The sequence below is a fragment of the Paenibacillus silvae genome (assembly GCF_014639235.1).
Taxonomy (GTDB): Bacteria; Bacillota; Bacilli; order Paenibacillales; family Paenibacillaceae; genus Paenibacillus; species Paenibacillus silvae.
This window is the reverse complement of sequence record NZ_BMFU01000012.1, coordinates 45,133-71,253: the sequence shown is the minus strand read 5'-3', so window position 1 is coordinate 71,253 and position 26,121 is coordinate 45,133. Positions and strand designations below refer to the sequence as shown.

Here is a 26,121-nt window from a genome sequence, read left to right as displayed (position 1 = left end):
ACTTAATAGAAGTTGAGATGGTAGCGTCGAGGAGGAAAAAATGGAGATTTTAACACTTGGAACTAGAGAAAGAACAAAAGATGGTAAGGAAAATAGACTGTACCGAGATTGGACTATTAGTGGTACAGGAGAATTTAGTGACATTAAAAAAGGTTTTTTTTACAATAACAAAAAAGTTAAAGAGTTATTGGATAGAAAAAGTAAGCCTTTCTATGCAATTGGACATGTTCATGATCATACAACTTCTGATGTTTCATTATTGTTAATCAAGGATTATTACTTAAATGAAGTTACAGGGTCCTTTACATTTAATTACGAATTCATTGAAAGAATACCTAACGTTACGACGAAAGATATAAAAACTAATCAACTTATTGCTTACATTAACGTAAGTAATCTAGAAATCCCACTTGATCTCAATGGTCCAAAAAAAGAAAAAATAAAATTATTCATAGGCTCTTCAACTGAATCAAAAGAAGATGTTAGATTTCTTCTCGGTTATCTAAACGAGCAGTTTGAGAATGAAATAGATCTATATCCTTGGTATGAGGAATTTAAGCCAGGAGACCATGTTGGAAATAGAATTTTAGAATTGGCTAGCGAAATGGACAAGGCAGTATTTATTTTTAGTGATGATGATATAACTAGTAATCCAAAAAGAGGAGAAAAAATAAAAACTCGTGACAATGTAATATTTGAATATGGCGTTATGGTTTCAAAAAAAGGTCTAAAGGACGTTATAGTAGTACGTAAAGGCAATGTAGTAAAACCCACAGATCTAGATGGGATTACAGATGTTTTGTTCAACAATGAACTGGAGAAAGCTTATAAAGCTCATAATATTATTAGAAAACACATAAAAGAGAGTTGGCTCTAGATGTATATATTTTGTGTGTATATTAAAGCTACAGGTAAGAAACCTTGTAAACAAAATTACAAAGGTTGAAATATGAACTGTTATTATCGACATCAGAAGTGTAACCCTATCCATAGATAACAATCGGGCTTTATCTTCGGGATAGGATTAATCCTCTCAGCTCAATATGAAAAGGAAAAAGACCCTCCTTTATTAGGAAGGTCTTTTTAGTTTGTGTCTGTGAATATGTTTACTTACTGAAATAACTGCTTACTGATTTATGAGTTTATCAACGTTAAGAATCTCGGCAACAGAAATAGCACGCTGTCTATTTTTGAGATAGACAAAAAAACAAATTCTTTTTTTGGCTCGAAGTAAAAAAGGTTTTATTTCATTCCAATAATGACGATCAATACCAACGATTCGAAAGTCATCTAAGCTAGGATTGTATCTCAGATATTCAACAGCATCCTGATTGGAAATAAAGAAAAGTGGATAATCTTGTTTTGTTACTGTTATAATGTCGCCCGTGTTATGCTTCCCCTTAAACTCCATCACAGCGTAAAAGGGCTGGGCTTCTGTCCATAAAGTTGGCAGGGCAGCTAATTGGCGGTAGTAATTTTTTTGCTTTATTTGGAAGACAGTGTTCATCAATGTACGAGTGAAATCAAAAGATAATTTTATGGCAGAATCTTGGAGTGATGAGAACTCTCCTTTAGTGTTGGTAAGAAAAACCATAAACCAATGAATAACTTTCAGCATGTTTGCCTCATTTGATAAATAAGAGAAAATTTTAAGGAATTCTTTTTGATTAGAATATAATACTCTATCACTTAATTTATTCTTTTCAATTAACTTCTTCCCTAATCTTTTAATTGTAGGGAACACAAAAATTGTATCGGGGTTATTACGTCGAGCAAAAAACAAAACTGTGAAAAAGTTATTTACAGATTCATCATAAAGGTCTCCAATATAAACCTCTCCCTTTGAAAGTTCGCAAGTTAACCAGTTGTCACATTCTTGATATTCTTCAAAAAGTACAATAACTAACTTACCAATTGATTCTAGATATCTAGGCTGGTTGTTGTTCAGGTCATACTCTCTCAAAGGTATAGCGACACATAGTCTATTTTGGATCAGTTTCATGGTAGATTTCTTCGAAGATTCCTCACTAATATACTTTGATTTTCCATCGTCGACTATATGGTCAATTAAATAAAAATTATTCTCGGCATCGTCGAGATTTGCACATTCCTTAATGGAAAAAAGTCCCACAGAATCACGTTCCGAAAATGAGGGATCCCTAAACACATTAATTGCACTTAAGTCAAATGCTTGAATGCTTTCTTCCATTCGATCATTATAAAGAGAAATAATATTTTTTATTTCACCACTTTCTTTGTGGGCCTTGTTATATTCCTTTAAAACTTCAGTCCAATCTAGATGTTTCAGTATGCCATCTAACTGAATTTGTTTTGCAAATTTGTTAATATCATATGCTGAATGTCCAGACAAGCTTTCTAATTTGCCTTGGTTATACATAATTATCGCTTTTTTTAGGCGTTGAGAAGGATGTCGTTCATTGTTAAAGAATTGCGAAAGTCTATCATTACGTAGCGAATCTATGAATTCTGTTAATAATGAATCAATGTTCATTGCATACATACATATTAGTTCTATATGTTGTTGCTTCTCTAAAGTGTTCATTGTTTTGTCTTCAGTAATAATTTTCAAGGTGTCACAATAATTCTGGTATTTCATAGTCTTAGAATTATAAGCTTTTCTTTCAAATTCTGGTCCGATATTCTCACGGATCCAAAGTAACTCCATATTATTAGCGTAAACTTCATGAACTTCCAGAGCCCTTTCACTCATTATATCTATAAATTTCTTGATCCGATTACTTTGTTTCATATCTAATTCTTCAGACATTACTCTTTCTAATTCAAAAATACTTATAATTGAACCTAGTGTTGTCATATTCGTAAGATGCATATGATACATTTCATGGACTTGTGTAGTATGTTCCGTACCAAATTCCATGTTGGGTCCAATAAAGAGCTGGATAGAGCCTCCTCCTCTAGTCTTGTAAAACCCTAAAACTGTAACATTTTCTGATTTCATTATCTTACCTCCAGTAAGTATACCCAGGTTTGATTTCTTGTATTTTGATCTAAATTTTTTGCGTAATTAATAATTTCTTGAAAGTTAAATTCTTGTTGCTCTTGAACTATTGTATTTTGAAGTGTGCTAGAAAATCTGGATGAGAAATCACTCCAGATTCTCAATGATTTCAAACTTGAGTGAACAATATTAGTTTTAGTTTCCTTCTTGTTTTGATTTTGTTTTAAAGAAAATGCGAGCCTATTGGATTCTATAAAATAAGTATTATCGATTCCGCTAAACCAAAGATTAGTATTAATGAAAGCAGGAAGGGCATAATACGTTTGTAAAGCGTAGGATTGGCTATTTATAACACTTAGTTGAGTTTTATCAATTTGCCAACTACATTTTGAGTCTAATACCTCGAAAGAAAATGGGCGTTTATATTGAATATAAAAAGACTTAGAAGAGAAAGTATAACCGAAATCAAAACCTTTACTATTTTCTTCAATTTGACTGATACTGAATGGATATAGAAGACGATCATATCTTTCCTTAAATTCATTAACTAAATGATGTGTTATGCAGGCTTCATAATATTTTTCTGGAGGGAAATTACCCATATGTAGCACTCCTATATTTTTAGTGGTAACGGGAAATAAGATAGAGCATATTTCAGGAGAAAATATGTATTCTTAAACCAACAAAATGCCCCTTACATTTCTTATGGTAAAGTGCTTCTAATTATTTTCCATGAAAGGGGCAGGTGTGTCGCTGCCTGCATCGGAATTCTGTAGGGGGTCTGAAGCGCTCAACTAACAGATAACATTCTCTAGAGCACTTTCTAGTTTGATGATTGTGAATGAATACCTCAGTGTTTGGTAAGCTCTTGATTATAATTCTCCTACGAGTGTACAAGACCATATCATTTCAGAATAAAGTGATCTCCTATGTTATGTGAATGCTTGACATAATTTCATTCAATGCGCAAAGCAAATAAATTTTTTTGGATTTACTGCATGTGGAAGCTATTTGTTTTTGATGATGTTGCTCCCTACATATCTTGTTTGGTAACTAGATACTAGCATAAACTTTACGAAGTGGGAATTACACCCTTTTTATTACGGGGCGATACTCGGGTGACATCAAAACTGTGACTACACCCGTAGAAGCTTATGTGTCGTTATCTTCGGACAGGGGTTCGACTCCCCTCGCCTCCATTAGAGTCAAGGAACCATCAACCTTTCTGGTTGGTGGTTTTTTCTTTTCATTATATAATCAAGCGTATTTTCAAGATTGGGATGCGATGTTAGAGAATCAAGAACAGCATTCAACATTCCAACATACTCCGTGAGCATGAGCACTAACGAAACACGGGGTAAAAATCATATAACAACTCATTTACAATTATAAAAGCGGTTACAAATGGCAATTTGTCATGGTATAATATGAGGAAATTTATAATAATTTCTATATTTTTTGCGGGAGGAGGACGTAGGAGGTAAGAAGTATGAAGGTAATGTTTCTGGGGTCAATTACGTTCGTTTAATATGCAGTGAAGTATAATTAGAATGGAGTGAATGACGCATGGACTTGAAAAAGTTATCGTTAGTGTGGTGTAACAGCTTGGATAAGTTGTTGCTACTGCTCGCCCCTATCTTTGTAACTGCGGAATCTTCTGAATCTCATTACGTATCCGGTATGGATCAATCTACAGGGTGGAATAAGGCATGTGTTGGAAACAGTCGATTAAATTGTTGCCCTTCCACACTTAATAGCCTATGACAATAGATACATTAGATACACAACAGATGTCGTTGCTGACGGGAAAAAAAGTGGTCAAGATTATTATGAACTATGGCTCCATTATATTCGGTCTCAAGCATATTATTGAACAATTTGAATTTATCGAGAATGTAGTTATAAGCCACGGCCTGGATTCGGGTGACGTTGAACGGATGAAGCCTGATATTTTAATGCTGCAAGATTCGATTGCTTATCGATATGCCTCCCAACTGGCGAAGTGGAAAAGCAATGGGATTGTTGATCATATTATCGTTTTGTACGATAAAGATAGTGAGCTGAGGGTAGACCAATTATGGAAATGTCAGATCGTCAGCTACTTGCCATCTTACTCAGATGCCAAACAACTGCTGATTGCGCTTGAAGGTCAATTGAGAGGTTTTTCTATTATACCTACGCATATTACCGAGCATATCGAATTAAGACAAAAATCGCAGAATTCGATGCGTTTACTGACTCAAAATGAGCAGCGGGTGCTCAAGCTGGTGGCAGCGGGGCAGACCAATACAGAAATTGCACAAGCCATGCATCTAAGTGTCCGTACGGTGGAGACATATCTGAACAAAATATACCGAAAGCTTGACGTACGTAACCGAGCAGAAGCGGTTTGCAAATATTATCAAATTAATGCACATTAATTCAACTTATATTAGCCGAAATCTGAGACATGAACAGTCTTGGTTTTCGGCTTTTTTCATCAAATTTTGTAGTTATATGGAAAACCACATGGAAAAATGTGGTTTATACGGATAGGCGGTCATGTCATCTTTGAATAATATAAATGTAACAGGATGCTGCTGAGTGAGACAGTTTAGATTAATGGAAGGAGGTGAGAACCTATGAAGGCGTTGGAAATGATAGGCGAAATTAATGAACAGGAATTGATGGAATTGTCGGGTGCCACAGAAGTACAAGCGGCTTCTTCCTGGCCTTGTGCCATTGTACCGCCAGTAGTCATTTGGACAATCACTGATTCGGCTAATTCTTGCCCGTCGACAGCATGTTCTTCAAGATGCTAATTTTTTCGAATTAAAAAGGAAGGTGGGGATATCAGATGGTTACTTTTCATTCGGATCATCCATATATGAAGGCCTCATATGTATCGGAGCGAATTCCGGCTGGAGCTAATCCTCTCCGTCTGAGAGATCGTTCGGACACATTGTTATCATGGATGGGACAATCCAAAGCAACCGAGCAGGAATTCGCAACAAGGTTACAATCGAAAGGCTTGAATCTTGACGAATTCAATCACTTGCTCGCTAACAAAGATATCCCCGCCACCTTACATACAGGGTGGATGGATGATCTGGATTCAATCTTAGACCAAACACCAGAATCATGGTTGACTCAATATGTACATATGGGAATCGGTGTTGTAGTACTTCCTTTTTTATACGAATATTCTGAACAAGTACGGCGTTGGTTTTCGCTCTCAACCACAGAGAAAATCCTGCAGGAACCCGTCTTGAATTCGTTGCAGGCAGGTTTCTTGCGTGACTTGCGAATGGTAGCTGATCGGACGAGTGTCTATATGTATCACTTGGCAAAGGAGCAGGAGGCTGAACTGACGCTCGATACGTATGTGAAACGGTTAGCTTCGGGAATGACTGAAATCAGAAAAATGTTAGAGCAGTTCCCTGTGTTGGCTAGAATTTTGACAGAGATGTCTCTTCGAGCGGCCAATAATACGATTGAAATGTTAGAGCGATTTCAGAATGATTATGACGAGATTGCTGCAATGTATTTTAATGGAAGACAGCTTCGATTGAAATCAGTACAGACCGGTGCAGGTGACAGCCATCAAAATGGCAGAACAGTCACTATTCTGGAATTTGATTCGAACATCAAGTTGATATACAAACCGCGTTCGCTGGATACAGATCTTGCTTTTGCCGGGTGGCTGCGTTATTTAAAGAATAAAGGACTCCGTTATGAGTTAAAGGGACCGCTGACTTTGTCTAAACAGCAGTACGGTTGGCAGGAGTTCGTGGAGCATCGTGCCTGCCAGAATGAAGCTGAAGTGAGAAAGTATTATTATCGCATGGGTATGCTCTGTGGAATTTTGTATGCGTTTCAATCTACGGACATGCATTATGAAAACATCGTTGCTTGCGGTGACATGCCTTATATTATCGATTATGAGACGCTTCTGGCGAATAATATATATGATGAAGAGAAGCTGGATTTCCCGATGTCCATGCTTTACCGAAGTGTATTTCTTTCAGGCTTAATCCCTGTTGGACAAGTGTTCCGCTCCCAGATTGATTTTGATCTGAGCGGGATCGGCGGCAAGCCAGACCAAACCTCAACAAATATGAAAGGTTGGGTGCTCAAACAAGACAATACGGATGAAGTCCAATTTGTAGAAGTGCCTTTTAAAACGGCTCAGCTCCAACACCTGGTACAACTGAATGGCCAGACGATTGAGCCAGTTCGCTATTTAGCAGAGATTAGCGAAGGTTTTAGGGAAATATATCAGATCATGGCGAATGAAAAGGAAACCATAAAAAGAGAAATTCGAGAGCGGTTTGGTAAGTTAACAGGGAGAGCCTTGTTGCGTCCAACATTTTTATACGGTCGTTTCTTGGCAGCATCCCAGCATCCGAAGTATTTACGAAACGGGTTAGATCGCGAGAAATTGCTTGAAATGTTATGGAATATCGTGAAAGTTGATAAGCGTTTTGAACAGATTGTACCCACTGAGATTGATGATTTGCTTAACAATGATATACCGTACTATACCTTTCCGATAGATGAAACATGTCTATACACGAGTGATCAAAGGAAGATACAGAATATATTCAAAAAAACGTGCTTAACATGGATTGAAGAAAAACTTGATCAGTACAGTGAAAGAGATTTAGCTAACCAGTTACACTTTTTGCAATACGCTATTCATTCCGCTCAGGTCGAACATATGGAATTGCCTGAAATGGAAGCCTTGGACTATGTGGAATCACTTCCTTTAACATTGAGTCAATTTGATCCTACAGCCACGGCAATCAATATAGCGGATTATCTACTTGATTACCGATTAACAGAGCAAGGTCATTCAACCTGGCTGGGTCTCAGAAATCAAGATAATCGCTTTCGCTTGACCTTGTTAGATTTCTCACTCTACAGTGGAACTTTGGGGATTTCTATATTTCTCGGCCTTATGTATGTGCAAACTGGAAATTCTGAATATAAAAATGTCGCCATGGAGAACTTTCGATACGTCATTTCCGTTTTTGAACGGGTTGCGGATGATGAATTACCACCATCGGTGTTTAATGGTAGAGGCTCCGTTGTCTATGCTGGATTTTTCCTGGATGCGCTCTTTGACTTTCCAGAAGCACGTGAAGCAGCCATATTGCAGTTAACAAAGGTAAAACAATATTCTGCGCAACCGCCGTCTGCTCAGCCGGTGGACGAACTGCAGTCAAATCTGGACTTTCTTGATGGATACGCCGGGATTATCACGTTATGTGTGCATATTTGGGAAAGGTTTGCTGAACCGGAGGCTCTTGAGACAGCACGCATATATGCGGAAAGACTCTGTCAGCACTTGAAACAGAATCAAGCAAAATTGGTCGGCTTCGCCCATGGTTCCTCGGGGATGATATATGCTCTTCGAAAGATAGAGGCATATGACTTGCTTTCTCCTGATGAAGACGTGCTGAACACTTTGTTGCAATTTGAGCGAAGTAATTATGACTTTACACGAGCCAACTGGATGGATTTGAGGGGTCATGTAGAGGACCCATTGGGCTCGTATTATTGGTGCCATGGAGCTCCGGGTGTACTGCTAGGTCGCAGTGAGTTAGATGAAACCATAGATGAAGCTGAGAGAGTGAAGATTCTGGCCGCTATGGTTGAACACGCAACAACCAATCCTAGACTATCTCTATGCCACGGTGTTTTTGGGATGCTGGAAATCTTGCTGAACTTAACTAATAATCCTGGTTGGCAAGCGTCGAGCTCGATGATTCATGATGCGATATGGGGTCTGGTCAACAGGGCGAGTGTTTCCTCCCAGATTGAGGGCATGAAAGATCGCGGTTTAGTAGGCATAATGCTGGGCGTTTCTGGAATTGGCTGGACCTGCCTGCGGCTTGCGGATGCAGAACTCCCCTCTGTGATGACGCTGCAATTTCCAGCCAGAACCGTCTCGATCACGGAACAGGCGAATGCCGTACTTGCTGAGGAGGGGGCGCGTTGATTCGAAAACGGAACATTCCGTTCATTGAACAGATGAGTCAAACGGAATGCGGAATTGCATGTATGGCGATGCTCTGTGCCTATTACGGAAAACATGTAACCTTGTTTGAATTGCGCGATCGCATTGGCAGCGGCAGGGATGGAAACACATTATATGATCTGAAACGGTTAGGCGAAGACCTAGGTTTGGAGGCAAAGTGCTACAAAATCGAGGATTTAAATTTATTATCCCAATTAAAAGAACCGTTAATTTGTTTCTGGGAACAAAAACATTATGTCTTATTGGAAAGGATTAGTTCTAAATATTACTACATTCTGGACCCTGCTCAAGGGCGAATGAAATTAAATAAAGAACAATTCATGCATTCTTTTTCTAACTATGTCCTGCATGGTAAACCGGGCACGGCGTTTCAACAACAAAAGCCGAAGAGTCTATGGAAGCCGTACTTGGAAATGTTATGGAAAAAACCGAAATTGCTCACATTTATGCTGTTCACCAACTTGTTGCTTCAATTATTTGTACTGATTTCTCCCATCTTTGTACAGCAGATGATTGATAATATCGCAATTCAGGATAATAGCAAGTACATAAATATCTACTTGCTTGGAATGATTGTTTCGTTCGCACTATATTTTGTTTTTGCACTCATTAAAAATGAAGTATCCATTCATGTGTTCAAATATTTAGATCGTTCGATGTCCTGGCAGTATTTTCGTCACCTGCTTGTGATTCCGTACAACTTTTTTCAGATTCGCAGCACAGGTGATCTGATGTATCGTTTCTCTAATTTGCGATCTATTCGGCTGATTCTGTCCAACCAGGTTATGAAAAGTATTTTGGATGCTATTTTGTTCATTGTCATTGTGAGTTATATGCTTGTGAAATCGCCATTGTTATCACTCTATGTATTCTTGTTTGCAGGATTGCTCTATCTCGGGATTCAACTGTTAAGGCCGCATTTACATGAAGCAAGCCGTAATGAACTGTCTAAAGATACCAAGCTGTTTTCCTATCAGAATGAATCTGTATCAGGGATTTTAAACATCAAAATTACTGGAGCCGAAGAGACGGTATCACAGCGGTGGAAATCATACTATGACCATTTTGTTAAAGCGTTTGTCACTCGCGAACGGCTGTATGGTATTTTAGGTGCATTTTCTGGCGGATTGACCATGTATATGCCTCTATTCATCATCTGGATAGGTGCGGGTCATGTAGCTGCAGGAGGCCTGTCCTTAGGGGAATTGATCGCTTTTCAAACCATTGCAGTTTACTTTATAAGCACGGCGAATTCACTGATTTTGTCCTTGGAAACATTTTATCAGCTAAAAGTGTATTTGCGAAGAATTCGAGATGTGGTAGATACCCCGGCTGAGGTTCCCCAAGAAACGAAGCTGCTTCAGGCAGAACTGACAGGCGATATTGCTTTTGACCAGGTATCCTTTGCCTACACAATGTATTCTGAACCCGTATTAAAGGATTTAAATTTTCAAATTCAAGCAGGTCAGAAAATTGCGATCATCGGGGCTTCTGGATCTGGAAAAAGTACATTGGCAAATTTACTTGTGGGCTTGTACCGACCAAGTGAAGGTGAGATTTACTATGGTCCGCATCGGTTGGAAGAGCTCGATAAACCGTATACTCGTCAACAGATGGGGATCGTTAACCAACAACCATTTATGTTCAACCAATCGATTGTTGACAATATTAAGGGCAATAACGAGCAAGTAACGATGGAAGATATCGTGCAGGCTGCCAAAGTGGCACAAATTCATGATGAAATTATGAACATGCCGATGAAATACGAAACTCTTTTATCAGAGAACGCTCAAAATATGTCCGGCGGGCAAAGACAGCGATTGGCCATTGCCAGAGCCCTCGTGCATTTGCCCAAAGTTATTGTGTTCGATGAAGCAACCAATGCGTTAGATAGCATTAATGAGAAGAAGATTGATGAATTTCTATCACAATTACAATGTACAAGAATTGTAATTGCACATCGCCTTTCAACGATTATGGATGCGGATCAAATCTTTGTGATGTCGAATGGAAGCATTATAGAGAAAGGAAGACATGATGAATTAATTCAAACGAGCACCTATTATCAAAATCTGGTTGAAGCCTATCGCTTTATGGATATGAAAGGAGGTGAGAAACATGTCATATCAAGCGTTGAAAAACCCGTATTCCAGAACTCATAACAACGTACTTCCCATTGAGAATCCGCTTGTCGAATTGAAAGAGGATGAACTTTTGAAAGCGGGCGGTGCAGCACAACCGGAATGGGTAGAAGTTATCATTACAAGCTTAGCATGTGCCGCTGCGAGTTATTTCATGGGTAACCCAGGGCATGTGTGCACATTGACAGTTGAATGTCAGAAGTCTTGTAACTGATTAGGCAAAAAATAGAGAGACCGAAGGTTTTTACCTCGTCTCTCTATTATCATTTTTGGGGGTGATTCGATGTCCAGCTTCAATTCGACGATCGCATACAATGCGCTTTATATTCAAGAACGTAAATTGTGCGGACCGATGGAGTCTAATGCTGATCTTTCTTTGGTTATTCCATATTGGCAGCAACTTTTGGATTTTGAAGACGAGCAGTCTTTCCAATCACATATTGAACGCCACTATCAGATCGATACTTCCTTTCTTCGTCGTCACTTTTCTGCAGGTTCATCTGGTTTCAGTAAAGTGACTTCCCTCGAATCTGCAGCATCAAGCTGGCTTGAATACATGACACACATTTTTGATAATCCGCTATTGCCACAAGATGATGGAACAGATTATAAGCGGGATATGGAAGGAACGAATTTATCCGCTTTTCCATTTCATAGCTTCTATGAATTTTTTCTTCGAGATTTATACTTTGATTTGTTTAGAGACAAAAGTATAACTGCCAAGACGACGATATCCCGGCTGGCAAAGCATAATATTATTCAGTATTACCTCGATCAATTGTACGCAGTCACACACAAGACCCTTATGTTGGAGATTAATTACTTGCGGATGGAAGGCAAGCTGAAAGGGGAAAGCCCCGAGCAAAGATATTCAGCCTACGTCACAGATTTCCTTGGAGATCACAACTATCTCCAGAGCTTGGTGGAAGAATATCCGGTCATGTTTAGGCTCATCGCAGAAAAAACTCGAAATCTCAAACAATTTGTTCGTGAGATCATCGCTCATCTGGAGCAGGATCGATCTGAATTACAGCAACAATTTGGTCTGAAAGAAACTGAAATTGTTCAATTTATGTTGGGGAGTGGTGATGCCCATAAACAAGGGAAAACGGTTGTTATTCTTGAATTTGCCTGTGGTACAAAGTTGGTTTATAAGCCTCGTCATATGGGAATTGATGAAACATTTCAGCAGTTTTTACAATGGATGAATGAGCAGGTGCATGATGGGAGACCGCTCCGGATCGTCGGCGTGTTGAACAAACACAAGTACGGCTGGATGGAGTTCATTCCTTACCAAGCTTGTATATCGAATGAAGAGCGCAAGCGGTTTTATTACCGTCTAGGTAAACTGCTGTCTGTGCTACATACGATGAATGCTACTGATTTTCACTATGAAAATATTATTGCGAATTCGGATCAGCCTGTATTAATTGATCTGGAATCGCTGTTTCATCATACGATTATTCAAGATCATAATTATACAGAGAGTGGCGCTATTAATAGGGCGCTTACCTTGATTCGGGATTCGGTTTTATCGACTGGAATAGTGCCCACTAACATCAATCGGGAGCAGACGTTTGACATTAGTGGAATCGGTGGGATAGGAGAGCAGCAAAGTCCCTTTCAAATTCAAAAAGTAGAAGGTCAGAATACAGATGAAATCCGCTTGGTCAAGCAATTCGGCACGTTAAATTCCGGGTATAATTCCCCTCTATCAACTAGTGATGGAAACGGAGAAAACGATGAAATTATGAACTATCTGGACGATCTGTCAGATGGTTTTCGCTCAGGATATAACTTATTTCTATCTCAGAGAGACGAAGCGGCAAGACAACTGGAAGCATTTAAGGATTGCGAAATTCGCAAGATATTAAAAAGTACAATGGTCTACGGTAAGTTGCTTCACTTGAGCTATCATCCTGATTTTTTGCGCAATCAGTTGGACCGGGAGCTCTTGCTTAATCGAATTGCTCTTTCAGCGGATCACTTGGATAAACAAATCATTCGAGCTGAGATTGCGGACTTGTTAGAGGGTGACATTCCATACTTTTCTGCAACGCCTTACGGCACATGGATACAGGATTCACGTGGTCAGATGATTAATGGTGTATTTGTTGAGGATGGGTTAACGAGAAGCTTGCAGAAGTTATCCCAGTTTTCCAAAAGTGATTTAGACCAACAGATACAGATTATTAGAGCAACCGTGTCCGCGGTGTATGCCAAGGAAGATATTAAGATTGTTCAGTTGAAAAACTGGAGAGTGCCTGAATCTGAACCGATTAATTTGCTCGATAAGGCAAAGATTATTGGAAGTATGTTAATCCGCGAGGCCATTCAATATGAAGGGGAGCAAGGTTTGGAATTTTGCTGGACCAGTATGGTGACCAAGGGAGGAAGGAAGCATTTTTGGCAATATTCCGTGACTGGGCCAGGTATATACGATGGTAACCCAGGTGTTGCCTTGTTCTTTGCTCAACTTTGGAACTTGACGAGGGAAGAAGTATATCGGGATGCGTGTCTGGCTACCATTCGACCGATTCAAATGATTTTGGAAGAATTAATCCATCCAGATCAGATCAATCTGGGGGCATTTTTGGGTTTAGGTGGTATGGCATATGGTTTTGCACAACTGAGCAGTGTGTTAAATGATCCAGCTATGAAGCAAAGTGCTGACCGCTTATTACAGGAAATCCCCAGATTGCTTCCGCAGGATCGATTGTATGATTTGATTGGAGGGAGTGCCGGGGCATTGGCTGTTATAGCAAGCATGCTTGAACAGAATCAAGAAGATACCTGGTTAATTGACATTGGGGAACAGATCGTAAAACATCTGATTCAATCCGCTGCTCCAATGGAGATCGGGGTAGCGTGGAAGCCGGGGAACTCTCCCGAGAGTCCGTATATCGGTTTTTCTCATGGAAACGCGGGCATTATCTTTGCGTTATGTCGTTTTATGCCTTGGTCTGGACAACAAGCAGCTATCCATAAGATTGTGCGGGAGGCGATTGATTACGAAAACCGCTTTTATGATGAATCGGTTGAAAATTGGTTCAGTGAACATTTGAATCACCATTCCATTGCGTGGTGTCATGGTGCGCCTGGTATTTTGCTTTCACGTATAGAAGCCGTCCGTCGTCAAGTTGATCACGGGTTACTGGAACGTGACTGTCAAGCTGCTCTGGCGACAACTCTCGATGTATCGTTAGGCAGCAATTTTTCATTATGTCATGGAAACCTGGGTAATCTCGATGTGTTGTTGCTGGCTTCACATAGTTTAAACACGCAACAACAATTCTTGATCAAAGAAAAACAAAGTGTAATATTGAATGATTTGTTCCGCTGTTCTGATGTCATTCATGCGGACATTAACGCTATAGGCGTGATGAATGGTTTGGCCAGTATTGGATATGGACTGTTAAGAATAGCGGAACCACAATACGTTCCCTCCCTCCTGACCTTAGAGCTAAAAGGGCCGAAGGGGGCGGTTACCCCAAGTGGAGACTTCTCTCGGTTAGCAAATGCAATGCGCCAATAGTAATTTATTTCTTACTTAATGTAATATATTCTTGACTTTAGGTAGGGAATAATTTACAATTGCTGTAAAGGAGGGAGTGACTTGTCAGAACTACTATCAAACAACATTTATATGCAGCGTGCCGAAAGAAGGTGGTCACAGCAGCATCTGGCCGATCTAGTCGGTGTCAGTAGACAGACCATCCTCTCACTTGAAGCGAATCGCTACAATCCTTCCTTAGTTTTAGCATTTCGCATTGCAGAGGTTTTCGAGGTGGGAATTGAAGATGTATTTCAATACCGTCCTCAACAACCGAAAGGGGATGAGTGATCTGTTTATGACGTATTTGCTGCCAGCCGCTTTGTTTATCTTCTTTTTGTCCAGCTTATATTTTTTGCTTGTTTTTCCTCGGGAAAAGGATGAACGCTACAATTTAATTATGATGTATTCTTTCAAGTATGCTTACTATGCCTTGATGGTGATGTTACTCGCAACATTTATTTTTTCTGAATTATTGAATTTTGAAGTCGTCAATGAATACTTTACTGAAGCAATTCTGGTCGATCTGCTTATATCTCATCTAGCCTTTACACTAACGGCCATCATTTTAAATAAAAGGATGTAGGTGATGATGGGATGAGCATGCAACCAGTTCTTGCTGTTAATCAGGTGACCAAAAAAATGGGCAACGAGCAGATTATACGCTCGGTTTCCTTTAACATTGAGCGAGGTGCAGTATTCGGTCTGATCGGGGAAAACGGTGCAGGAAAAACAACAACCCTCGGGATGATCTGCGGGCTGATTAGACCGACCTCCGGCTCCGTATATATTGAAGGGATTCCTGTGAGTTCGAGGCGAAAACATGTGCTCCGACAGGTTGGTGCATTAATTGAAGAGCCTCAGTTCTACAAGTACCTGACTGGGATGGAGCATCTGCTTTACGGAAGTCGTCTGTACGGTAAAGTCACAACCGAGCGTCTGGATGAGGTGCTTTCTTTATTGAAAATGAAGGACTTCATCCACAAAAAAGTGGGACACTATTCGCTGGGCATGAAAAAACGACTTGCGATAGCTCAATGTCTATTGCATCGCCCTTCATTGCTGATCCTGGACGAACCAACTAATGGACTCGACCCGGGAGCCATGATTGAATTCCGTGAACTTGTTCAAAGCATTACAAGCAAATTTGAAATTTCCGTTCTAATTTCCAGTCATCACCTCAAAGAAATTGAATCGGTATGTGACCAGTTTGGCTTGCTGCAAAAGGGTGAGTTAACATTGCTTGGCGGTAACAAATCCAGTTCTTCCAATAGTGTTGTCTTTGTTATTGAAGCGAAGGAGCTTGATAAGGCTCTTAACCTGCTCCAACAACAGAACTACATTTTTGAGCCGAAGCTTTATGATCACGATAAGATCACATTTAAGATGGACCGTACTCACTATTCTTCACTGCTTATGCTGCTTAGCCAAGTCGAAGTGCAGTCGATAAAGGAAAAGTCATTTGATTTAGAGGAAGCATATCTGGAATTGACCCGCGTGGATGAATGGGGTGGAAGCTGATGTTGGCATTGTTGCAGGGTGAATGGTTGAAGATTCGGCGGCAGAAAGTGTTATATCTGGTGCTTTCAGGACTTTTCGTGTTAACGCTTGTGCATGGGATATTTCAAGCGTTTCAACAACCTGCTGATCCAATACCGGAGTCGTGGCAACCAGCTTTGCAGAGTGAGTTGGCCCGATTGCAAGAAAAGCAGCCTGAGTTGAATCCGGGTACATTAATGTATGAGGTCAATCGAGATAAAATCTTACTGTATCAATATCAGCTTGAGCATCAAATTCCGCCGAACAACAGCCAAAGCGCATGGAAATTCCTCTCCAGCAACAAGATGCTGCTGACGATTTCAGGATTGTATCTCATTACGATGTCTGCTTATATTGTAGCGTCTGAATATCAACAGGGCACCGTCAAATTTCTTTTTTTAAAGCCAGTGTCTCGTGTGTCCGTCATGATAGCAAAATGGTTAATGATTTGCTTGTTGCTGTTGATAACTGTGGGCTTTTTTATAATCGTTTCGTTTCTAACCGGGCTTGTCCTATTCGGTAATTCCGGGCCAGCAGAAACTCTTGTGGTGGTGGGAGACGAGGTAATTGTTCAAAACGTAGCCTTTGCTACTCTCCGCTATTATTTTTTCTCGGTCTTAGGAATAGGCGTGTTGTGTGCAGGTGCATTTACGTTAGCTTGTGTGATAAGAAGTGTAGCTGTTGTCACGGCCATCTCGCTGTTCCTGTATTATTCGGGAGAGCTGGTAACCCGACTATTGGCTGCCAGATTCGATGTGGCTAAATATTTATTATTTGCACATACGGATTTGAATATGTACTTTGAAGGCAGGGCATTCGCCGAGGGAATGAGTATACAGTTTTCATTAACGATCCTGTCCATTTATCTGCTCTTCTTTGCTGCTGTTGTATGGAGGAGTGTTTATCGGAAAGATGTTCCCTTGTCTTGAACATGAGAGTTTATTGTGTTGTTCCAACTGTATAACATGTCAAGACAAAGAGCGGCTACTTATAAGATAGCTGCTCTTTTTTGGGAATGATGCGCTCACCAATGTATAATGAGCATATCAGTGAAGGGCTACGGCTTATCAGCTGGAAGATGAGATTACGGGTTAATCAAAAGTGAGGTCAGGTTATGTCCAAACATGATAATATGCTTGCCATTCTATGGATGTTAAACTCGGGAGAGAAATGCACGGCGAAGCACATATCGGAAAAGTTAGAAATACATATAAGGACGGTTTATCGGTACATCGATGCACTATGTGCAAGTGGCGTCCCGATTATATCTGACACAGGACACAATGGTGGGTATAGTTTGCTGCACAATTTTATCAAGTCTCCTCTATTATTCAGTATTGATGAAAAAAAGACATTGCTCCAAGCTGCTCAATTTGCCAAAGAAGCCGGATATCCTTCGAGTGAGACATTAGACAGTGCCACTTCTAAGTTGAAAAGGTATTCGAATCAGGAGCAGGAGGCATTGCTAAGCAATCATTTAACCGGCTTAGAAGTCATAAACCGTAAGGGGTACCCCGCTCTTCAGCCGGTTTTGCAGGAATTGGAATACGCTGTAGCTAAAGAATGGTCTGTCGAAATTTCTTATCGAAACAGTCATGAAGAGCATTCCTCCGATAGGGTCATAGACCCCTATGGCTTGGTTAATTGGAACAACAAATGGTACACCACTGCATTTTGCCATCTGCGTAATGAAATCCGCCGTTTTCGGGTAGATCGAATTATGAACATCACACGCACACCATTATCCTTTAAGCGTCCCCATGAATTTTCAGCTCGTAGTTTTTTTATGAAAAATCTGTTGCCAGATGTAGCGGATCAATCCGAATTCATTTCTTTTATTATTAGGGGCAGGGCAGAGTCACTGGATGATTTATGTATTCATTGGTTTCTGGAGCATCATCTGCAGGAGCGGACCTCAACACAAGCTATTTTTTTAATGGAGGAAAAAACACTGTACACACACATTCCGTATATCATTCTTCCCTATGGGAAATCCATTCAAGTTATCGAACCGCAGCGTTTGAAGAATAAACTTGTGGAAATTGCTTCAGAGCTAATGGAATATTACCAAGACGAACACGTTCACTGACAGGAGTTGTCAGTGAACGTGTTTTATTATAAGAGCAAGCAGGCACCCATCATAGATGAAGACTGCTGTCACCGAATGAACTATAAGAGGAGAGTTAAAAATGAATAGCAATAGTACAGTATATCTCTATGTGTTTGACACAATGGCCGATTGGGAAGTAGGTTATTTAACTGCCGAACTGAACTCTGGAAGATACTTTAGAAAAGGATTGGAAAGAGCAAAAGTAATTACTGTTGGAATGGAAAAAACACCAGTCACGACAATGGGTGGATTGAAAATTATACCTGATGTTATCGTACATGAATGCAACATTACAAGCATCGATGCACTGATTTTACCAGGTGGGAATACATGGACAGAAGCTGTTCACGGGCCCATATTAAAAATGGCCGAGATGTGTTTAAAGGAAGAGATAGTCGTTGGGGCAATTTGTGGTGCTACCTTGGGATTAGCTCAAGCAGGCCTGCTAAATTCACGTTGGCACACAAGCAATGACTTGGATTATCTTAAAATGGTGTGCCCTTCTTATACGGGAGAAGAATATTACAACAGGCAATTGGCTGTTACCGATGGGACATTGATCACTGCATCCGGAGTAGCTCCGTTAGAGTTTACTAGTCATGTTTTAAAAAGGCTTGATGTATTTTCTGACAGGACATTAGACGCTTGGTATCATCTTAATAAAACGCATGAGCCTAAATATTTCTACGAACTAATGAGTTCGATCCAATGATCCGGGCGATTCGATATCTGAATACTTCGGATTTCTTGAGACACTGCACTGGGAGGCGGGTTCCTGAGAATGGACTCGCTTTTTTTATTCATTAAATGCCTGAGAAGAGTTTGTTAAAACCTTGCGGGATAAGAAGAAGTATAAGTATAAGTAAACCTATAGTTGTTGATTAATAGTTTTCTAGATAATACAATATAAACAAAATATTTGGAGGTCAGAAAAATTAAACATATCACTACAATATTATTGTCATTATTGATTTCGATAGGTGCTTTTATCCTCTTGTACATATACGCTATTGATTCAACTAATGGGTCAGAGATAACAGATGTATCTGGTCCTATCCAGGTACTAACATCAACAGTAATGAGTAACGAAGACCTTGCTGGAACTTCAACAACAAAACAGTTCAATATTCCAGCAGGATATGGTTATGTACAAGTGACTTTTAGAAACACAGGCTCAAAACAATTCACGTTTACGATTAACCAAGGATCAGCTGCTGGCGCAATGCAGATGTCTGGTACTGTCCCAGCTGATGGCGAAGAATATGAATTTTCTAATGACGAAGCTTGGTCAACTGGAGAATTCTATATAAGCACATCTTCCGCACAAGGAATGTCAGGTACATTGGATGTACATTTGGGTACATTGAACTTTTGATGAAGAACTATGGCAGCCAATCCGTCGTCGCTAGCTTGACACACAAAGATACCGACAAAGTATATTTTTCTCAAAAAATACCTGGAAAAGGAATGATTACGTGGAGAAACTTTGAGCATGGTTACGAAATGGGACTACGCGGAGGAGATTATATACTTCAATGGAGTGGAGGCGGAAGCCGTGTGAATGGGGAGTTTTCGGGAGAAATGGGTTCTTCCATTTCAGTTTTCACCAATTGAATCATGTCTGAATCTGAGAGAATGCTTCTTGTTATTTATATAACTACATATAGAATTTATAGTATTTACGCTCAACTTGAATAGCGGGACATATCGATTTTAATATTAATAATGAATCGGAGGGAATCCAAATGACCGAGAAACATTGGCTTGTCGTGCAGTATCCGCTGAAGAGTGCCAAGGGCAGCAAGCGTGATCAGTGGTTGAAGGAGAAGGTCATGGAGTATCTTGAAGCTGCGCTGACTCAGCATGATCTGGGAGAGGTGGATGGATGTGACCTGGGGAGCAGTGTGGCCGATCCGAACAAATTTGTACTGAATATTTTTTGTGTGGTGACGGATGAAGATCGAGGTATAGCAATGGTTAAAAAGGTACTGCGAGAGAGTCGGCTGGATTATACCCGTATCAACATTGCGACCATGCCTTACGGCACAGAAGGAAGTTACACGCTGAAATATGCTTCCAAAAAGGGTATTACCGAGTTCTCGCTATAAATCGCAAGAGTAGCGTTTTTAACGAAGCTCCGCTTTCGCCTGTAGAGGTTAGCTACGCGCTTGCGGGAGTCAACGGGCCTATCCACATTCCCGACATAACTAATATGAGCGACGTTCACTTATGTACGGTGAGGGTCGTTTTTCTATGCCGTCCAATGTAAATTCATTCATTCCCTTTGGAAATCACCTAGCTTACCAGCTCTCTACCAAAACAAACCTGCTAAAGCGATAAAAACAGTTGAGGTCCTTCGAGATTCAAGCATATAATATACAATTGTATAAAATCCGAGAGAGTGTATACGCCCGGAAAATTTGAGCCGTTGGGAGGGCCTGATGTTGAGAAGGAAGCTCCAGCTAAAGTTTCATTGGAGAGAGTTGATGCAGCGTAAGCCCAGGACACTTGCTTTTAAAATCCCCTTTGCGTACTTTGTCATTATTCTGCTAACGGTGGCGTTCAGTGCGCTGGTGCTGAATCGTATTTCGGAAAATGATGCGCAGCAGAAAATTAACGAAGCATCTCTGCAGACGATTACCTCTATCCAGACAAACGTGAATCTCATGATGGAGAATGTGAACAATTATTCGAAAATGATTTTCTCCGACCCCAATCTGCAAAACCTGCTGCGGCAGGGCAATGTGTATTCAAATTTGCAGACACAATCCAAGGTCAGTGCTTATTTGACCAACCTTATGCAAGCGGTTCCAATTATTGATTCAGTCTATATCTATGATAACTCGGGGCATCGCTTTTCGGTAGGAACACAGCAATGGCCTGCTTTTCTCGAAGCAAAGGTGGAGGATGCGCCATGGTATGAGCAGGCTTTGAAGTACAAAGGGCGGTATCTGCTTAGACTTAATGGTGGGGACAGCAGCGAAAACGAGGTTGAATCGGTAACGGTGGCTGACAAGGAAACAAACAGGAGCTCGAAAAACAATGATCAAGGCATTGGGCAACCTGGTCGAAACAATCGTGATAACAATAGCGGGAATATTGGTGAAAACAGCAGTCCAAAAGGGAATGTCCCTCCAGCCGTTGGAATGAACGCGGAACAAGAATATGAACAAGAAAAGGAAAACCAGCAAGAAAATGAAAGGGACGCCGGGAGAGAAGTTGATAAAGAGAGAGTTGTCTCTTTTATTCGTTTAATGCGTGATCTGGATGACACATCCCCGCTTGGCTTTCTGGTCATGAACATTAAAGAGAAATCCATTGCTCAAGCTTACGCCAATCTGCCTGCATCTGATTCGTTTCAGGTGGCTATTCTGGATGAGCATCAGCGAGTCATCGCAACCAATGCCGCAGCAAACGTTGCTAGAAATACCGCTACAAACACGCCTTCTCCAGCCTACACAGCTGCGGCTCAGAAACAGGCAGGTATGCAGGAGATTTTACAGGCCAATCAGGCCAGGTTGTCCCAAGCATTTCAGGAACAGCCCTCGGGTGTTGTGACACTGCATTCCGGCGGGCAGGATTACGCAGTAACCTATCTCTCCGTTGGTGAAGATCAGTGGAAATATATCAGCATGAGTCCATACCGTGCAACAGATACCCGTAACAAATCATTGGTGCTGCTTGCACTTATGCTGCTTGCGGTGAACGGGTCTGTCTTTTTCATCAGCTCCTTTATCATCTCTCGAAGTGTAATCAAGCCCATCCATAAGCTGCTTCGGTCCATGCAGAAAGCACCAAGCGGTAATTTTCGCAAAGTCAAAGTGGAGCTGAACAGTTCCGAATTCGAACAGCTGTACAGCGGTTATAACCAGATGATCGAGCAGATTGAACAGATGCTGAAGCGTATTATTCAGGAGCAGCAGACGATCCGCCGAGCCGAGCTGAACACGCTTCAAGCGCAGATCAAGCCGCATTTTCTATACAATACGCTGGATTCGATCACATCCCTGGCAATGTCGGGTATGAACGACAAGGTATGCGAGTTGCTGGAGGCGCTCGGAAGCTACTACCGGCTAAGTGTAAGCAAAGGTAATGAGGTGATTACACTGCATGAAGAGGTTGAGATTGTTCGTCATTATCTGACCATTCAGCAGGTACGTTATCCGGGAGTATTTGAAGTGCAGTATGATATTGATCCTGGCTGCGAGCGGGTTATGATGCCAAAGCTCGTACTCCAGCCACTGGTGGAAAATTCACTGTATCATGGCATTCGTGCCAAAGGCAGCCCGGGCATGATGCGTATTCAGGCTCGGCAATCGGCAGATGCTGTCACCCTAACACTTACTGACGACGGAGTGGGTATGTCCGGAGAACAATTGCAGCAGATTCAGCGTTCAGAAAAGCAAAGATCCTTTTGGCCAATGCTCAAGCCATCGCAATCTGGCACCAACAGTTCCATTCAGGCCTCTTCTGTCTCGACTTCTGCCTCCAAATCCAAATCAGACGCTAATGTGAATGCGAGCTTTGGCCTGTGGGGAACGATGGAGCGGCTGCGTATTTATTATGATCGTGAAGATGTAATGAAGCTTGAGAGTGAGCCTGGAAAAGGAACCACCATAACCATTACCATCCCGAAGGGAGAAGGTGCACCATGGAACCATTAAAAGTATTGATTGTGGATGACGAGTATCTCATCCGAAATCTGCTGCGGATGCGCATCGACTGGAAGCAGCAGGGCATGCAGATTGTTGGCGAAGCCTCCGATGCTGCGGAGGCTCTGGAGCAGGTAGAGCAGCTGCATCCAGACATCGTGTTCACGGATATTTATATGCCCAAGATGGACGGCATTGAGCTGAGCAAACGGATTCTGGAGCGTTATCCGAACATTAAAGTCGTAGTGGTGACGGGACATGATGAATTTGAATATGCACGTCAGAGCGTGAAGCTGGGCATATCCGATTTTATTTTGAAACCGATTCGGGCCTCCGAGTTATTGCAGGTTACCGCCAAGCTGCGAGCATCCATTAAGCAGGAGAGAGGGAGAGAGATTGAACTGGTGAAGCTGCGGGAGGAGATGGAGCGCAGTCTGCCGTATCTCAAGGAGCGATTTGTGAACCAGTGGCTGCAGGGGGCGCTGCATGAAGAAGAGGTACGTGAGCAGATGCGTTTTTTCGACATTTCCATCCCGTCAGGCATGCCGGAATCTCAAATAGCTGTAATCGAGATCGATGCCCCTGTCCATCCATATGTCACAGAGGAGATCCCGATCATGCTGCGTTTGCAGGGTTTACAGCACGTCCAGGCCTACTACCATGAGAATCCGCACATCATTATCGTGAATGACACACATAACCGCATTGTCACCCTCTCGATCGCCTCTCAAGACAGTCTTGTTGCTCAGATGGAGCTTCTCCAGGAGAAACTGCAGCATTCGCTTGCCCTCGAAGGCATTGCAGTACAAGTAACGGTCGGGATCGGACAGAAGCATGCCGGGTGGGAGGGGGTCTGTACGGCGTATCGGGAGGCTTGTCGGGCGCTGGAATACCAGGCATTTGCGGGGAAAAATCAGGTCATTTGCTTCGAGGATCTCGTGATGGACGGACGCAATCACAATCAGCCCTATCGCTCCGACACCAGCCTGCTTCAGCAGCTGCAATTTTGTGTCAGTGTAGGTGCGGGGCAAGAGGCACTGTCTCTGCTCGCCAAAATCTTCGCTGCTCCATTCTCCAATGTGGCACAGTTTCGTATGGCTGCCATGGATGTAATTACGGAATGCCAGCGCGCCGCTATGGAGCAGCAGCTTGAGGGTGAGCAGGTGTTTAACAAGGAAGCTGTTGCCATGATGCTGACGGCAGAGCATCTGCCCGACCTGAAAATGCTGCTGGAGCAGCATGTCCGCACCATAGCGGATGTGATTCAGTCGAAACGTCAAGCGAGGGAAGGCAATCTGATTGATCAGGTCAAGGCATACCTTGAAGAGCAGATGGGCAATGCAGATGTGGGGCTGTCGAGCACAGCGGCGGCTTTTTACGTAAGTCCGGGTCATTTGGGGCGGCTGATGAAAAAAGAAACCGGGCAGACGTTTGTTGAATATTTAACGCAGCTTCGCATGAAGAAGGCAGAGTCGCTGCTGAAGCAGACCGATCTGAAGGGGTATGAGATCGGGGAGCAGGTAGGCATCCCGGACCCGCATTATTTCAGCGTGTTGTTCAAAAAACAGTTCGGCCGCTCCATGAATGAGTATCGGAACGTCAAGAGTTAGTGCTATCCGCACTCCGCAATTTGGTCGCGCTTTCATACATGTTTGAATATTACAAAGTGATGCCTGTTTTCTAAATGGAGCACACTGCACACGTTTACTAAAATGTGGATAGAACCAACAAAAAGATCAGGGAGGTCATATGATGAAAGCGCTATTAAAGAAATCTTTACATCTGTTTCTGGCTCTGGGGCTTGCGGGAAGTCTGGCGGCATGCTCGTCTGGATCAAGCGGCGGGTCACAGGGAGAAAGCAATGGCAAAATCAAGCTGACACTGTGGGATCAATCGGTCGGTACAACAGACCCATCAGCCAAGCTGCTGCCCGAGATTGTGGAGAAATGGAACAGCGAGCATCCCGACATCCAGGTTGAACGTACAGGCACCACAGGAGAGCAATATAAAACCAAGGTGAAAACCTCTATCGCGGCAGGTGAGGCGCCAGACCTGTTTTACGGAATGGGCGGGGGCAGCTTTATGCAGCCTTATATCAAATCCGGCAACATCCTGGAGATTACAGAATATTTGACAGACGATATCAAGGAGCGAATGGGTCCAGGGATGGCAGAGGCGATTAACATGGACGGTAAAATCTACACACTGCCTGTATACACACACATCGCTAATCTTTACGTGAATACAGACCTGTTTGACAAGGCGGGTGCCAAAATTCCGACAACATATAACGAGCTGCTGGATGCTGTCACCAAGCTGAAGGCGGCGGGGATTACGCCAGCTGTCATTGGCGAGAAGGATCGCTGGCCGGGCATGTACTGGTATGACATTATTGCGATGCGTCAAGCAGGCAATGCGGCCGTAATCGAGGCCTTCAAAGACCCGTCCAAGTGGGATTCCCCGGATTTTGTAGCTGCTGCCACCAAAATGCAGCAGCTCGCTAAGGCTGGAGCGTTCAACAGCAGTATGTTCAGTATGAGCTATGACGAGATGCTAGGGGCGTTTAACGCTGGCAATGGAGCGATGATGTTCCAGGCCAACTGGGTGAATGCAGGTATTGAAGACCCTTCGTCTTCGGCGGTAAAAGGCAAAGTAAAGGTCATCCCGTTCCCGGTATTTGAGGATGGCAAAGGCACCAATACCGAAATCTTCGGCGGAGCGGTCGATGGATTCTACATCAGTCAGACGACTCAGCATCCGAAGGAAGCCGTGGAATTCCTCATGTATCTGAGCGAGCAGCTGGGTACGCAGGGTTTTCTGGCAGGAGCCGGACTGCCGAGCTGGAAGACGGATTCCCTCGATACGTCCAGCCTGTCCTCTCTAGACCTGTCTGCTGCGGACATTATGAAAACGGCAACCTCCTTCATCGCCTGGTGGGATAACATTCTGCCTGCCGAATCGGCCGAAGCACATAAAAACCTGATCGCACAGCTGCTGGCTGGTGATGTGACGCCAGAGGAGTTCTGCAAGCAGATGGCACAGCTGAAGCCAACGGAGCTAAGCCTGTAGGTTAAGCAGGCAAACAAGTATATGCTTATGCAGCGTGCGCGTCCTTTCGAAGTTT

General features: G+C 42.2%; 20 protein-coding genes. 18 read left to right on the top strand and 2 right to left on the bottom strand.

Annotated features, from left to right (window positions below; all coding sequences use genetic code 11):
* Positions 1-40 precede the first annotated feature (40 nt).
* The gene (locus IEW26_RS25410; protein WP_188594407.1) at positions 41-877 is read left to right on the top strand and encodes a TIR domain-containing protein; all 837 of its coding nucleotides are present in this window, start codon (positions 41-43) and stop codon (positions 875-877) included.
* Between the two features lie 249 nt (positions 878-1,126).
* On the opposite strand, the gene IEW26_RS25405 is transcribed toward IEW26_RS25410, so the two are convergent.
* Both IEW26_RS25405 and IEW26_RS25400 read right to left on the bottom strand, forming a co-directional pair.
* Positions 1,127-2,980, bottom strand: a complete 1,854-nt coding sequence (locus IEW26_RS25405; RefSeq protein WP_188594406.1) for a hypothetical protein — start codon at positions 2,978-2,980, stop codon at positions 1,127-1,129.
* Positions 2,980-3,582, bottom strand: coding sequence for a hypothetical protein (locus IEW26_RS25400; protein ID WP_188594405.1), 603 nt, complete (start codon positions 3,580-3,582; stop codon positions 2,980-2,982). Before IEW26_RS25400 ends, IEW26_RS25405 begins: the two co-directional genes overlap by 1 nt.
* Before the next feature lie 1,188 nt (positions 3,583-4,770).
* Between IEW26_RS25400 and IEW26_RS25395 the strand changes: the two genes are divergently transcribed.
* The 17 genes from IEW26_RS25395 (at position 4,771) to IEW26_RS25305 (ending at position 26,066) form a co-directional block, all read left to right on the top strand.
* Complete coding sequence (locus tag IEW26_RS25395; RefSeq protein WP_229730034.1) at positions 4,771-5,400, top strand: response regulator transcription factor; 630 nt, start codon at positions 4,771-4,773, stop codon at positions 5,398-5,400.
* A gap of 201 nt (positions 5,401-5,601) precedes the next feature.
* Complete coding sequence (locus tag IEW26_RS25390) at positions 5,602-5,781, top strand: class II lanthipeptide, LchA2/BrtA2 family (RefSeq protein WP_188594403.1); 180 nt, start codon at positions 5,602-5,604, stop codon at positions 5,779-5,781.
* 35 nt (positions 5,782-5,816) lie between these two features.
* Positions 5,817-8,963 (top strand): type 2 lanthipeptide synthetase LanM, encoded by a 3,147-nt coding sequence (lanM, locus tag IEW26_RS25385; protein WP_229730033.1) that lies wholly within the window; start codon positions 5,817-5,819, stop codon positions 8,961-8,963.
* Positions 8,960-11,164, top strand: a complete 2,205-nt coding sequence (locus IEW26_RS25380; protein WP_188594401.1) for a peptidase domain-containing ABC transporter — start codon at positions 8,960-8,962, stop codon at positions 11,162-11,164. Before lanM ends, IEW26_RS25380 begins: the two co-directional genes overlap by 4 nt.
* Positions 11,121-11,357 (top strand): plantaricin C family lantibiotic, encoded by a 237-nt coding sequence (locus tag IEW26_RS25375; RefSeq protein ID WP_111270220.1) that lies wholly within the window; start codon positions 11,121-11,123, stop codon positions 11,355-11,357. Before IEW26_RS25380 ends, IEW26_RS25375 begins: the two co-directional genes overlap by 44 nt.
* Positions 11,358-11,426: 69 nt before the next feature.
* Positions 11,427-14,678: a type 2 lanthipeptide synthetase LanM family protein gene (locus tag IEW26_RS25370; RefSeq protein ID WP_188594400.1), complete on the top strand. Its 3,252-nt coding sequence runs from the start codon at positions 11,427-11,429 to the stop codon at positions 14,676-14,678.
* Positions 14,679-14,789: 111 nt separating this feature from the next.
* Positions 14,790-14,987, top strand: a complete 198-nt coding sequence (locus tag IEW26_RS25365; protein WP_111270267.1) for a helix-turn-helix transcriptional regulator — start codon at positions 14,790-14,792, stop codon at positions 14,985-14,987.
* A gap of 7 nt (positions 14,988-14,994) precedes the next feature.
* The gene (locus IEW26_RS25360) at positions 14,995-15,282 is read left to right on the top strand and encodes a hypothetical protein (RefSeq protein ID WP_111270218.1); all 288 of its coding nucleotides are present in this window, start codon (positions 14,995-14,997) and stop codon (positions 15,280-15,282) included.
* An 11-nt stretch (positions 15,283-15,293) separates the two neighbouring features.
* Entirely contained in the window at positions 15,294-16,217 is a 924-nt protein-coding gene (locus IEW26_RS25355) for an ABC transporter ATP-binding protein (RefSeq protein ID WP_188594399.1), read from the top strand.
* On the top strand, positions 16,217-17,164 hold the full coding sequence (locus IEW26_RS25350; protein WP_229730032.1) for a DUF2705 family protein: 948 nt from the start codon (positions 16,217-16,219) through the stop codon (positions 17,162-17,164). Before IEW26_RS25355 ends, IEW26_RS25350 begins: the two co-directional genes overlap by 1 nt.
* Before the next feature lie 185 nt (positions 17,165-17,349).
* Positions 17,350-18,324, top strand: a complete 975-nt coding sequence (locus tag IEW26_RS25345; protein WP_188594397.1) for a helix-turn-helix transcriptional regulator — start codon at positions 17,350-17,352, stop codon at positions 18,322-18,324.
* Between the two features lie 100 nt (positions 18,325-18,424).
* On the top strand, positions 18,425-19,057 hold the full coding sequence (locus IEW26_RS25340; RefSeq protein WP_188594396.1) for a type 1 glutamine amidotransferase family protein: 633 nt from the start codon (positions 18,425-18,427) through the stop codon (positions 19,055-19,057).
* A 366-nt stretch (positions 19,058-19,423) separates the two neighbouring features.
* Positions 19,424-19,720, top strand: a complete 297-nt coding sequence (locus IEW26_RS25335; RefSeq protein WP_145405815.1) for a hypothetical protein — start codon at positions 19,424-19,426, stop codon at positions 19,718-19,720.
* A gap of 370 nt (positions 19,721-20,090) precedes the next feature.
* Positions 20,091-20,453 carry a hypothetical protein gene (locus IEW26_RS25325; protein ID WP_188594393.1) on the top strand — a complete coding sequence of 121 codons (363 nt, stop codon included), beginning with the start codon at positions 20,091-20,093 and terminating at the stop codon, positions 20,451-20,453.
* A gap of 333 nt (positions 20,454-20,786) precedes the next feature.
* A complete protein-coding gene (locus IEW26_RS30465) occupies positions 20,787-23,009 on the top strand; it encodes a cache domain-containing sensor histidine kinase (RefSeq protein ID WP_229730031.1) in 2,223 nt (740 codons plus the stop codon).
* Positions 22,997-24,607 (top strand): response regulator transcription factor, encoded by a 1,611-nt coding sequence (locus tag IEW26_RS25310; protein WP_188594392.1) that lies wholly within the window; start codon positions 22,997-22,999, stop codon positions 24,605-24,607. Before IEW26_RS30465 ends, IEW26_RS25310 begins: the two co-directional genes overlap by 13 nt.
* 139 nt (positions 24,608-24,746) lie before the next feature.
* Positions 24,747-26,066: an extracellular solute-binding protein gene (locus tag IEW26_RS25305; RefSeq protein WP_229730030.1), complete on the top strand. Its 1,320-nt coding sequence runs from the start codon at positions 24,747-24,749 to the stop codon at positions 26,064-26,066.
* Positions 26,067-26,121 lie beyond the last annotated feature (55 nt).